Here is a 12,966-nt window from a genome sequence, read left to right as displayed (position 1 = left end):
AGGGGCGGGGGCGCGTCGGGGGGTGGGTTCGTCCTCAGGCGTCCCGGTCCGTCCGACCGCTGCTCACCGGCGGTTCCGCCGGGACACAATGGTGCCGTGCGGTATCTGATCCTGGGCGCCACCGAGGCGCGAGACGAGAACGGTGGCGCGCTGCCCCTCGGCGGCAGCAGGCTGCGTGCCCTTCTCGCCGCCCTCGCCCTGCGGCCGGGACGCCCCGTGCCCGTGGCCGACCTCGTGGACGACGTCTGGGCGGACGATCCCCCCGCCGACGCGCCCGCCGCGCTCCAAGCCCTCGTCGGGCGGCTGCGCAGGGTGCTGGGCCGGGAGGCGCTGGCGAGCACGCCGGGGGGTTACCGCCTGACGGCCGGCCCGGACGACGTCGACCTCTATGTGTTCGAGCGGCTGGCCCGGCAGGGCGGCGCCGAACTGGAGGCGGGCGCGCCGGACGCGGCCGCCCGGACTCTGCGGACCGCCCTCGCCCTCTGGCGCGGCCCGGCCCTGGCCGACCTGCCCGACGGGGGCCAGGGCCATGCGCTCCGCCCCGAGGCGCACCGCCTCGCCGCCCTGGAACGCCGCATCGAGGCGGACCTGCGCCGCGCGACGGGTGGCGCAGGGAGTGCGGGCTTCGGCGCTGCGGCTACGGCTCCGCGTGCGGGGTACACCGCGGTCACCACTGCGGCCGGGGGCCCGGGAGCCACCGCCGCCGCGGTTTCCGGCCCCGCGCGAGACACGGGGGCCGGGGACGCCACGGAGCGCGCTCCCCAGGCGCCCGCCCTCGCCGAGTCCCGCACCGCCGAGCCCGGCGAGGCCCTCGCCCCGCCCGCCGCCGCCCTGGTCGCGGAGCTGACCGAGCTGACCGCCGCCCACCCGTACGACGAACGCTTCCGGGCCCAGCTGATACGGGCCCTGCGCGCCGACGGCCGGCAGGCCGACGCGCTCGCCGCGTACGACGACGCGCGCCGGGCCCTGGCCGACGGGCTCGGCACCGATCCCGGGCCCGAACTGACGGCCCTGCACCGCGAACTCCTCGCCCCGCCGCCCGCGTCCGCCGAAACCGGTTTGTTTCACGTGAAACCCGGTCGGAGCAACCTGCGCCCCCGGCTGACCTCCTTCGTGGGGCGCGAACCCGAACTGCGCTCCATCCGCGACGACCTCACCCGGTCGAGGCTGGTCACCCTCACCGGCCCCGGCGGCTCCGGGAAGACCCGTCTCGCCGAGGAGGCCGCCGCACACCTGGGCCCCGCCCCCGGCGTCGCTCCGCCGGACATCTGGATCGCCGAACTCGCCCCCGTGGACGACCCCGAAGCCGTCCCCGGCGCCGTGCTCTCCGCGCTCGGGCTGCGCGAGACCGCGCTGCTGCGGGACACCGCCCTCGACGGCGCGCCCCCGCGCACGGACCCGGTCGACCTGTTGGTCGACCGCCTGGGCCACGGCGCCCGCCCCGCGCCCGTTCTCCTCGTCCTCGACAACTGCGAGCACGTCATCGGCGCCGCCGCCGCACTGGCCGAAACCTTGCTGACCCGGTGCCCGCATCTGCGTATCCTCGCCACCAGCCGCGAACCGCTCGCCGTCCCCGGCGAGTCCGTACGGCCGGTCGGCCCCCTCCCCGCCGACCCCGCGCACCGCTTGTTCACGGAGCGCGCCAGGGCTGTGCGCCCCGGGTTCGACCCCGGGCAGGGGCCCGCCGGCGACGCGGACGCCGTCGCGGAGATCTGCCGTCGGCTGGACGGGCTGCCGCTCGCGATCGAGCTGGCCGCCGCCCGGCTGCGTCTGCTTGGACCGCGTCAGATCGCGGACCGGCTCGACGACAGGTTCCGTCTGCTGACGGGCGGCAGCCGGACCGTACTGCCTCGCCAGCAAACGCTGCGAGCGGTTGTCGACTGGTCCTGGGACCTCCTGGACGAGGACGAGCGCACCGCCTTGCGCCAGGTCTCGGTCTTCGCGGGTGGCTGGGACCTGGCCGCCGCCGAAGCGGTCATCAGGACACCGGCCGTCCCCGGCGGGCCCGCCGCCGACACCGCCGACCTGCTCGGCGCGCTGGTCGACAAGTCCCTGGTGGTCGCAGCCCCGGGCCCGGACGGCGCGATGCGCTACCGCCTTCTGGAGACGATCCATGAGTACGCCACCGAGCGGTGCGCCGAGGACCCGGAGGTGCGCGCCGCCGCCGAGGGCGCGCACACCGCGTACTTCCTCGCCTTGGTCGAGGAGGCCGATCCCCTCCTGCGCTCCGGCGACCAGCTGCCCTGGATCCAGCGACTGGAGACCGACCTCGACAACATCCGGGCCGCCCTCCAGCGCACCACCTCGCCCTCCGCCTCCTCCGAAGCGGAGGCGGCCCGCCTGGTGCTGGGCATGGGCTGGTTCTGGTGGCTTCGCAACTACCGTTCCGAGGGGCTGTCCTGGACCCGGAGGGCCCGTGCGCTCGGCCCCGATCCCACCGACGAGTCGGACCCCCGGTACTGGCCGCGGATGAACCTGCACATGCTGTGGTTCTTCTTCGCGGCGGAGAGCGGGCAGTCCGCGATGGCGCATGACGACACCGCACTCCACGCGCTCGTGGTCCGGGTGGCCGACGCGTTCGCCACTTCGCTCACCCACAGCGTCCGGTTCCCGGGACTGCTCTGGCCGATGACCTCGTACCTCACCGGTACGTCCGAGGACGCCAAGGAGAAGATCGACGCGGCGGTCGACAACACCCGCGCGCACGGCGGCCCGTGGGAGTACGGCGTCATCCTGATGTTCCGCGCGCACATGGTGGTCGACATGCCGGGCGGCATGCCCGGGATCGACGACGACCTGGACGAGCTGCGCACCCTGAGCCGCCGCGTCGGTGACCGCTGGATGCGGGCCCAGGTGGCGAGCGCGGCGGCCGAGGCGGGCATGATGCGCGGACGCTACGCCGAGGCGCGCACCGCGTACGAGGAGGCGCTGCTGCTCGCCCGCGAGGTCGGCGCCCATGCCGAGGCGCCGTTCCTGCTGGCCCGACTCGCCGAACTCTCCTACCGCACCGGCGACCTGGCGGACGCCCACCAGCGGCTGGACAGCTCGGAGGCCGAGGCCGAACGCCACCAGGCCCACGACGCCACCGCGTACGTCCACTACCTGCGCGCCACGATGGCGTTCTACCGGGGCGACATCGCGGATGCCCGGCGGCTGCTCACGGTCGCCCTGGAGGAGGCCGGGCGCGGCGGCCCGCCGTCGCACTTCACCGTGGCGATGGCCGGCCTGTCGGCCCGGATCGCCGTGTACGAGCCGGGGCCCGACGGCGGCCTCGTCGCCGGGGCGCGCGGGCTGGCCGGGTCGCTCGTCGCGGCCAAGGAGGCCCAGTGCGCCGAGATCGTCACGGGGCATCTGGCGGACGGCGCGGTGTCGGTCCTGGCCAGGCTCGGTCACCACGCGGTGGCCGTCCGCGTGTCCGCCGCCGCCGACGGCTGGCGGCGGACGTCGAGCCCGCGGACCGAGGGGGAGCAGGCCGAGACCGATGCGGCCGAGCGTCTGTGCCGGGAGGCGCTGGGTTCCGCGCGCTACGAGGAGGAGCGCGCGGCGGGCCACGGTCTGTCCCTGGACGACGTCATCGCCCTGGTGCAGGAGATCGTCGCGGACCTGCCGTGACAGCGGACGGGCCGAACCCGCCATGACAGCGGACGGGCCGCGACACGAGCGGCCGGTACGCGTGCCCGGTGGGCCGAGGGGCGGGGCCGGGCACCGGCCACCACTTCTCAGCGGCAGCTGATGCGCGACTCGGCCCAGTCCGCGAGGGCGGCGCCGCCGAACGGCCGCTCCGGCTCGACCACCAGCCGAATCCGCTGCTGGCCCGCCACGTTCACCCCGACCGGCACGGCCGGGTCGTTGCCCCGCACCACGGGGGACTGCCACAGCCGCCTTCCGTCCCCGCCGAACACCGAGAACCGCACCGCGCCGAGCCCCAGGGTGAGGTCGTCCACGCCGGCCCTAGCCTCGTACCGGATGCACTGGCGGTTCAGCTGGATGACCACCGAAGAACGGTTGTTGACGGTCACCCCGTGCGCGTACCGCGTGCCGCCGACCGACATGCCGGAGCGCTGCCAGACCCAGCCGCTCTCCCCGAGGACGACCTCGGGCGCGGTGTGGTCGCCGAGCAGGGTGTAGCCGAGCTCGCTGACCTGGTAGACGTCCGGCGCCGGGGCGGGAGTCGGCGGAGTCGGGGTGGGAGTGCGGGGCGGCGTGGGCGTCGGCGGCGGTGTGTGAGTCGGTGTCGGTGTGGGACTCGGCGGCGGAGTCGGTGTCGGCGTGGGCGTCGGTGTCGGCCTGGGCGTGGGTTTCGGAGGTGTGGGGGCCGGAGCCGCGGGCTTCGGGGGCGTCGGCTCCGGCGGGGTCGGCTTCGGCGGTGTGGGCGAAGGCACGACGGGCGCCACGGCCGGGGGCTTGGGGACCGGCTTCGCCTCGGGCCGGGGACTGTCGTCGCCCACCAGAGCCCAGACGAGCCCGGCCGCCGCCGCGACGGCCACCGCCGCGGCGATGCCGGCCTTGGCCGGTGCGCCGAGCCCCTCGGAGGCCGCCGCACCACCCGCCGCACCGGTGGACGAGCCCCCTCCGGTCGCCGCCGCCGCGGCACTCGCCCCGGCGGCGCCGACCGCGCCTCCTGCCACGATCCCGGCGGCCTTGAGGGCGTACCCGGCGGCGAACCAGCCGATGACCGCGACCGGGAGCAGCGCGGGGATGCCGGCATTGACGTGGGCCAGCTCGCCCGCCGCCACCCGGCACTTCGCGCACTCGTCCAGATGCCCCCGCAGTCCGCGCTCCGCCCGCATCCGCAACCCGCCCCGGGCATACGCGCCGAGCCGGTCGGCGTACCGCGCGCAGTCGCCGCCGGATGTGAGCGCCTGGCTCACATGGGCTTGCAGGTACGCCTGCTTGAGCCCTTCGCGTGCCCGGCTGGCCAGCACCGACGTGGCGTTGGCGGTCAGCCCGAACAGGGGCGCGATATCGCTGGGCGACTCCTCCTCGACGGTGGTGTGCCACAGGACGGCCTGCCAGCGCTCCGGGAGGCTGCGGAACGCCTGCATGGCCATCGACTGCTCGGCCTCGTGCATCGCGAGCACATCCGCGCCGAGGTCGAGGGTGTCGTCGTCGGACACCTCCGACGACCGGACGGCCTGGGCGGCGAACACGGCGAAGTCGTCCACGAGCTGCTCGCGCTTCGCGGTCTTCGTCCAGGCGGCGGCCACATGCCGGACCGCCGTCATCAGATAGGCGCGGACCGCCTCCTCGGGCCCCTTGCCGCCCCGTACCGCCTGCAGGGTCCGGGCGAAGACCTCGGCGGTCAGGTCGTCGGCGGTGTGCGCGTCCCGGCAGCACGTGCGGGCGTAGCGGCGCACGGCCTGGGAGTGGCGCCGGAACAGCTCGTCGTACGCGAGGTTGTCGCCCTCCCGCATGCGCTGGATCAACTGCGCGTCCGAAGGCCCCGCCGCCGCCCCGTCCGCCCCGCCCGAGCCCCGCCCCGTCCGCTGCATCGGCACAGCGGGAAGCGGCTCGGCGGCGCCCGTCTCGGCGGGGCCCGCGCCGGGGCTCCCGCACGCTCCCGCCGCACCGCCGTCCTCGTCCGGTGCGGGCGGCCAGGGGCCCGGCAGGACCGTTCCGCCCGGGGCGTCCGCGGCCGCGTCGGCGTCCTGGTGGCCGGGGACGGCCTGGCTCGGCACCTGGTGCCCGGGCGAACCGGCCGGTTCCGTACCGCTGCCGGCGGCGGACACACCGTCGTACGACTCTTCCCTCTGCCCGTCACCGCTCATCGCGGACGCCCCCGTATGCGCCATCGGACCCGAATACCGGGCAAGCGTGCCACAGAGCACCGAGGCGGCGGGCCCTCAATCCCACCTACCACTCATCCGGGGCGTCCTCCCCGAATGTGAGCACTAGCGGGCACTCATTCGGGGAAGGGACCAGCGGCTGGGTTGACGTGGCGGTGAGCGAAAGACGGGGCCTCGCGGCCCCGCCCCGCACCCGGCACCCGTCACTCGGGTCGCGAGCGCAGTCCCTCCAGCAGGATGTCCAGCAGCCGGGAAGAGGCCGCCGCCTGCTGGGCCGCGTCCGGCAGCGAGGGGGCGGCCGTCGCGATGACCAGCAGGACGTCCGCCACCGTCACGTCGTGGCGCAGCTCGCCCGAGGTCCGCGCCCGGTCGACCAGCCGCCCCACGACCTCCAGCAGCTCGGCCGCACCGGCGCCCAGGTCCTCGGCACCGGTCTCCGGACCGGGCCGCTGCCGGGACGCCGCCCGGGGTGCGGCCGTGCCCGCCTCCTGCCGCTGCTGGGGCACCCGGGGCTCGTCCCCCGCGGCCTCACCGGTCTCCCCGGCCACGGTCGAGTCCTCGGCCTCCACACCGACCCGCAGTATCTGCGGGGGCAGGAGCCGCCCCGCCCCCGAGGCCACGGAGGTCCGCAGGAAGCGCGAGAGCGCCGACCACGGCTCGTCCTCCTGCCCGAGCGCGGAGCGAGCCTGGTCGGTCAGCCGGGAGGTCTCCTCCTCGGCTATCCGGCGCACCAGCACGTCCTTGCTGGGGAAACGCCGGTAGACCGTGCCGACGCCGACCCTGGCCCGGCGGGCCACGTCCTCCATCGGAGCCCCGTACCCCAGCTCCCCGAACACCTCGCGCGCAGCGCGCAGCACGTGCTCGAGATTGCGCTGCGCGTCCACCCGCAGCGGCGCCGACCGTGCGTGCGCCGACGCGCCACCGGGCTGGGCGCCGAGTCCGTTGCCCAGCCCGCTCACCGTTCCCGCCGGCGCGGCCGGCGTGGTGCCGCCCGTTCCGTCGAGGGTGCCAACCGCCCCGACGTGCCCGCTTCCTTCAGGCGCGACAGCAGTGGCCGGCCAATGCGATTCCTGAATGTCCATAACAGTTCCCCCGGTTATGACGTCTCCCCCCGGAGACTCCCGCCGTGTCCGTCGCGGATGGACCGATCGTCACCGTCCGACACCCCGACGACATACGAACATAGTTGAGCCCGGGTCAATTCAGAAGGGGGCAGTTCCGCCCGGAGCGCCCCCCGATCGGCGCAAGGACCGGTTGGTCACCACTTGATCCCCGTCCCGGGCCCGTACCGCAATGCCTGACCTGCGGGGCTTGCATACCAACCGTCCGTCCGGCACCCACGGCCCGTCCACGACCTCCGGTCACACAATTTGCCGGGGCTGTGGACAAACTCCGGTGCACGTTGCGTCATGGGGTGGTGATGGCTTCAGCTTCCGGGGGTACACCCCCCGGCCCCCCGCCGGGTGCGCGCATCCTCGTCGTCGGCGGAGGCTACGTCGGGATGTACACAGCGCTGCGTCTCCAGCGGAAGCTGAAGCAGAGACTGAGAAGCGGCGAGACCGAGATCGTGGTGGTCGCGCCCGAGCCCTACATGACCTACCAGCCGTTCCTCCCCGAGGCCGCCGCCGGCTCGATCTCACCGCGCCATGTCGTCGTACCGCTGCGCCGCGTCCTGCCGCACTGCACCATCGTCATCGGCGAGGCCCGGGCCATCGACCACACCAAGCGCACCGCCACCGTCACCACCCTCGCCAGCGGCGAAGACGGCACCGGCGCCCTGGAGATCGAGTACGACGAGCTCGTCCTCGCCCCCGGATCCGTCTCGCGCACCCTCCCCGTCCCCGGCCTCGCCGATCACGGTGTGGGTTTCAAGACGATCGAGGAGGCCATCGGGCTGCGCAACCACGTCATCGAACAGATGGACATCGCGTCCGCCACCCGCGACCCCGCCGTCCGTGACGCCGCCCTGACCTTCGTCTTCGTGGGGGGCGGCTACGCGGGCGTGGAGGCCCTCGCGGAGCTGGAGGACATGGCCCGCTACACCTCGCGGTACTACCACAACATCAAGGCCGAGGACCTGAAATGGATCCTCGTGGAGGCCACCGGCCGCATCCTGCCCGAGGTCGGCGAATCCCTCGGCCGGTACGCCGTACGGGAACTGCGGGGGCGCAACATCGACGTACGCCTCGACACCCGGCTGGACTCCTGCGAGGACCGCGTCGCCGTCCTCAGCGACGGCTCCCGCTTCCCCACCCGCACCCTCGTGTGGACGGCCGGCGTCAAACCGGCCCCGCTCCTCGCCGCCACCGGCCTCCCCCTGGATGAACGCGGCAGGCTCGTCTGCACCGCGAAGCTGACCGTCCAGGGCACCGAGCACGCCTGGTCAGCGGGCGACGCCGCAGCCGTACCCGACCTCACCGCCGCCGAAACCGGCCGCACGACCGCCCCCAACGCCCAGCACGCCGTCCGCCAGGCGAAGGTCCTCGCGGACAACGTCGCCGCCGCCCTCGACGGGGGACCGCTCACCGAGTACCGCCACAGCTACGCGGGCTCCGTCGCCTCGCTCGGACTCCACAAGGGCGTCGCGCACATCTACGGGCGCCGGCTGAAGGGCTATCCGGCCTGGCTGATCCACCGCATGTACCACCTGAGCCGGGTCCCGACCTTCAACCGGAAGGCACGCGTCCTGGCCGAATGGACGCTCGCGGGCCTCTTCAAACGCGAAATCGTCTCCCTGGGCTCCCTGGAGCATCCGAGGGCCGAGTTCGAACTCGCCGCCGGACGCCGGCCACGGCCCGACGGAGACGACTGTCAGTAGGGTCCGACACACTGGACGTGTGACCATGGGTGGGCCCACATCTGCACAGAGTGACCCGGCCGGCAGCAACCGACAGTGACCAGCGAAGACCGCCCCAGGAGCGACGAACGCGCCCGAAGCCCTGGCAGAGGAAGCACCCGCCCGAGCGGACCAGACCGACACACGAGGCCAGAAATTCCGTGAACTTCACGCGTTGGAGCGCCCGCCTCCCCGGAACGCAGCGTCGCGCCGCCCGGGAGGACCACAGCTCCGTACCGGCGGCCCGCGCCGAGTACACCCGGGCCGAACCGGGCGCCGCCCCGCCGCAGGGCGGTCCCGTCGGCGTCCCCCTGCCCTCGGCGCCCGATCTGGAGGACCTCTCCGCCCGCGACATCCTGGGCCGGCTGCCCGCCCTCGTCGCCCTGGTGCACGGCACCGGCCACCACGTCGCCTACGTCAACGACGCGTACGCCGCCGCCTTCGGCCCCCGCCCCTGCGGCGCCCCGGCCGCCGAGGTGATGCCCGAGCTGACCGAGATCGGCCTGCTCCCCCTCATGGACCAGGTCCTGCGCAGCGGCACCCCGCGCACGGTCAAGTCCCGCAAGGCCGGCGACGGCCGCTCGTACACCGTGACCTGCACGCCCGTGCGCCCCGACGAGGAGAAGGGCCGCGACAGCGGAGTCCTCGTGTACGCGGCCGACGTCACTGACCACGCCGAGGCCGCCGAGCGGCTGCGCGCCAGCGAGGGCCGGCACCGCGAAACCGCCGTCACGCTCCAGCACTCGCTGCTCCCGCAGGAGCTGGAACAGCCCGACGACCTGCGGATCGCCGCCACTTACCAGCCGGGCGGCACGGACGCCGCGGTCGGCGGCGACTGGTACGACGTCATCACCCTGGGCGCGGGCCGCACCGCGCTGGTCATCGGGGACGTGATGGGGCGGGGGGTGCGCGCCGCCGCCGTCATGGGCCAGCTCCGCACCGCCGTACGGGCCTATGCCCGGCTGGACCTTCCGCCGCACGAGGTCCTTCAGCTGCTCGACGGGCTCGCCGCCGAGATCGACGCCAGCCAGATCGCCACCTGCGCCTATGCCGTGCACGACCCCAACGAGGGGCTGCTCGTCTACTCCTCCGCGGGCCACCTGCCGATCCTGGTGCGCGACGAGAACGGCACGGTCCGCCGCGCGGAGGACCCGATCGGCCCGCCGCTCGGCACCGGCGGCTGGATCCACACCTCGGGCACGATCCCGCTGCCGCCCGGCTCCACCGCCGTCCTCTACACGGACGGGCTGGTCGAGCGGCGCAGCGAGGACATCGACGAGGGCGTGGGTGCGCTGGAGCGGGCGCTGTCCGGCGCGACGGGCGCGCCGCAGGTCGTCTGCGACCGGCTGATCCGCTCCCTCAACGTGACCGCCGAGCACGACGACGACGTGGCGGTCCTGGTCGTGCAGCACCCGGCGCGCACGGGCGCCGCCGCCGAGCTGTTCCACAACGCCTCGCTCGACCTGCTCGGCGGCATCGAGGCGGCTCCCCGCGCCCGTGCCTTCGCGACGGGGGTGCTCGCCTCGTGGCGCTTCCCGGTGGAGCTGTGCGATCTCGGGGTCCTCGCCGCCGGGGAGCTGGTCGCGAACTCCCTCCAGCACGGCACCCCGCCGATGCGCCTCGGCCTGCGCCGCACCGACCGCCGCCTGATCATCGAGGTGACCGACGGCGACGACCACCTGCCGCGCCGCCGCCGCGCCGAACCGGCGGACGAGGCGGGGCGGGGCATCTCGATCGTGGCCTCGATCGCCACGTCGTGGGGGAGCCGCCGTACGCCGGGCGGCGGCAAGGCGGTGTGGTGCGAGTTCGTCCTGCCGCGGTAGCGGCGGCGCTCAGCGCGCGGCGGCCACGGGCGCCGGCGCGCTCTCCGGCACGGAGACGGCCACCACTCGCGACGGCGCGTGCGCGAGCGAGGGCTGGTCCTGTACGGGGGTGAGCCGTCGGCCGAGCCGCAGTGCGAGCGCGGTGATGCCCAGCGAGAACAGTACGAACGTCACGATGTACGGGCCGTGCAGCGAGGCCCCCATCGGACCGCCCACGGCCGGGCCGACGGCCAGCGCGAGCTGCTTGCAGAGCGCGAACGCCGAGTTGTACTGGCCCACCATCGACTCCGGCGCCAGGTCCGCGACCAGCGGCGCGACGGTCGGCGACAGCATGGACTCGCCGAGGCCGAACAGCGCGTACGTGGAAATCATCGCGGCCGTCGCCATGGTCTGGCTGCCGTGCCCGAGGCCCGCGTAACCGGCCACGATCCAGGCGAAGGCCCAGATCAGGCCGACCGCCGCGATGACCCGGGTACGCCGCCGGCGCTCCACGAGACGCAGCACCACGAACTGGGCGACGACGATCACGGCGGTGTTGGCGGCCAGCGCCACGCCGAGCGTGGAGGGTTCGATGCCGGCGGCCTCGGTGCCGTATGCCGCGAGCCCGGACTCGAACTGTCCGTAGCAGGCGAAGAACAGCACGAAGCCCAGGACGCAGAGCTGCACCATCGCGCGGTGCGAGACAAGCGCCCGCAGCCCGCCGCGCGGGGCCGGCGCCCCGGCCGCCGTCTCCGGCGCACTCACGGGGGCGTTCGGCATCCGCACGGTCGCCGCGATGACGCCGAGCACCAGGAACATCACCGCTTCAATCAGGAACAGCAGCGTGAACGACGCCGGGCTGCTCGTGTCGACGATCTGCCCGCCGACCAGGCCGCCGATGCCCAGACCCAGGTTCTGCAGGAAGAACTGCATGGCGAAGGCCCGCGTGCGGGTGGCGGTGCCGGTGCAGCGGACGAGCATGGTGGCGAGCGCGGGCTGCATGACGGCGGTGCCCGCGCCGAGCACGGCCGCCGCCAGGACGGCGGTGGTGACCTGCGAGGACACACCGAGCGCGATGGCGCCCAGGGAGGCGACACCGGAGGCGGCGACCAGCACGGGCAGCGGCCCGCGACGGTCGATCGCGCGGCCGGTGAACGGCAGGACGGCGAGCGCCGCCATGGCGAAGACCGCCAGCACGATCCCCGCCGTACCGGCGCCCAGATCCCGCACCTGCGCCACATAGACGTACAGGTACGGAACGGTGAACCCGAGCCCGAACGCACTCAGCGCGCTCCCCAGCTGGATCCGCCGCAGTGCTGCGCCCATTTCCCTGGTCACACTCACCTACCTCAAGCTCTCGAAACCTTGAGCCGTGCCGATCGAACGACTCGAACCCGAAGACTTTATCACTAAAGTTAGATGTTGAACACTACGGCTTGAAGGACTTCGACGGCTATGGAGGCATGCCATACTGCGCGCCATGTCCGACACCACCGAGCCCGGACTCGATGAGCCGAGCCTCGACGAGCAGATCGCCGCCTACCAGCGTGAGTACCGCGACCTGGATCCCCAGGTCGAACAGGTCGTCTCCGCGCTCGGCCGGCTGAACCGCCGGATGAACGTCGCGTACGGGAGACAGCTCGCCGCGCTCGGCATCAGCAACGCGGAGTGGGAGGTCCTGAAGACCCTCGTCCTGGGAGGGGAGCCCTACCGCCTCGGCCCCGGAGAGCTGGCCAAGCGGCTCGGTCTCACTCCGGCCGCGATGACGCACCGGATCGACCGCATGGCCGGTGAGGGGCTGGTGACCCGCGACCGCGACGAGAACAACCGCGTCCGCGTCATCGTGGAGCTGACGGACGAGGGCCGTACGAAGTGGCTGGAGGCGATGCGGATGGCCACGGACTTCGAGGCGGACCTGCTCCAGGACCTCGACGGCGAGGAGCGCGGGGTGCTCGGCGCGATGCTGACCCGCCTGCTGCGGAGGGTGGAGCACGCCCAGCCGGACGCCGGCGGCCGGCTCACCGACCTGGACTGAGTGGCCCTGCCGGACAGGTAGGGAGGGGTTGACACGCCTCTCGGCGATCCGTAAGGTTCTTCGGGTTGCCACGGAGCCTGAACGGTTCCGCGACAGCCGATCCCGCCGCAGACGCGGCACACCAAACTCAGCACGATCTCCCGTTCGGGGAAATTTCGGCATGCCGAAATTGATTTCGAAGGCCCGATTATGAGCCGCCGGGAAAATCCGCTAGAGTTTTGGACGTCGGAAGGGCCCAACAGCCCGGAGGACAAGCCCGCTGACTGGGAATCAGGCCCGAAAGGATCTGATAGAGTCGGACTCGCCGGAAAGGGAAACGCGAAAGCGAAGAACTGGAAAGCGAAAAACCGCTTGACCCGCTTCGACCGGGAATCGGACACGAAAGAGTCTGATAGAGTCGGAAACGCAAGAACGAAGGGAAGCGCCCGGAGGAAAGCCCGAGAGGGTGAGTACAAAGGAAGCGTCCGTTCCTTGAGAACTCAACAGCGTGCCAAAAGTCAACGCCAG

7 protein-coding genes are annotated in these 12,966 nt (G+C 73.5%); 4 read left to right on the top strand and 3 right to left on the bottom strand.

Annotated elements, in window-relative coordinates; translation table 11 throughout:
• The first annotated feature begins 96 nt into the window (after positions 1-96).
• Positions 97-3,612 carry a BTAD domain-containing putative transcriptional regulator gene (locus ABZ565_RS19490; RefSeq protein WP_361028043.1) on the top strand — a complete coding sequence of 1,172 codons (3,516 nt, stop codon included), beginning with the start codon at positions 97-99 and terminating at the stop codon, positions 3,610-3,612.
• A 107-nt stretch (positions 3,613-3,719) separates the two neighbouring features.
• Here ABZ565_RS19490 and ABZ565_RS19485 read toward each other — a convergent pair whose 3' ends face one another.
• On the bottom strand, positions 3,720-5,768 hold the full coding sequence (locus tag ABZ565_RS19485) for a sigma-70 family RNA polymerase sigma factor (RefSeq protein ID WP_361028441.1): 2,049 nt from the start codon (positions 5,766-5,768) through the stop codon (positions 3,720-3,722).
• A gap of 221 nt (positions 5,769-5,989) precedes the next feature.
• Entirely contained in the window at positions 5,990-6,745 is a 756-nt protein-coding gene (locus tag ABZ565_RS19480) for a helix-turn-helix domain-containing protein (RefSeq protein ID WP_361028040.1), read from the bottom strand.
• A 461-nt stretch (positions 6,746-7,206) separates the two neighbouring features.
• On the opposite strand from ABZ565_RS19480, the gene ABZ565_RS19475 reads away from it, so the two are divergent.
• Together ABZ565_RS19475 and ABZ565_RS19470 are read left to right on the top strand one after the other, a co-directional pair.
• Positions 7,207-8,604, top strand: coding sequence for an NAD(P)/FAD-dependent oxidoreductase (locus ABZ565_RS19475; protein WP_361028037.1), 1,398 nt, complete (start codon positions 7,207-7,209; stop codon positions 8,602-8,604).
• Between the two features lie 179 nt (positions 8,605-8,783).
• Positions 8,784-10,445, top strand: a complete 1,662-nt coding sequence (locus tag ABZ565_RS19470) for a SpoIIE family protein phosphatase (protein WP_361028034.1) — start codon at positions 8,784-8,786, stop codon at positions 10,443-10,445.
• A 9-nt stretch (positions 10,446-10,454) separates the two neighbouring features.
• Here the strand turns inward: ABZ565_RS19470 and ABZ565_RS19465 are convergent, their stop codons facing one another.
• Positions 10,455-11,750, bottom strand: coding sequence for an MFS transporter (locus ABZ565_RS19465; protein ID WP_361028438.1), 1,296 nt, complete (start codon positions 11,748-11,750; stop codon positions 10,455-10,457).
• A 154-nt stretch (positions 11,751-11,904) separates the two neighbouring features.
• Here ABZ565_RS19465 and ABZ565_RS19460 point away from each other — a divergent pair, with 154 nt between their 5' ends.
• Positions 11,905-12,459, top strand: coding sequence for a MarR family transcriptional regulator (locus tag ABZ565_RS19460; protein WP_018101704.1), 555 nt, complete (start codon positions 11,905-11,907; stop codon positions 12,457-12,459).
• Positions 12,460-12,966 lie beyond the last annotated feature (507 nt).

It is taken from the genome of Streptomyces sp. NPDC016469 (genome assembly GCF_040632905.1).
GTDB lineage: Bacteria > Actinomycetota > Actinomycetes > Streptomycetales > Streptomycetaceae > Streptomyces.
Note: the sequence above shows the minus strand (reverse complement) of the source record. Positions and strands in the feature narration are given on the sequence as shown.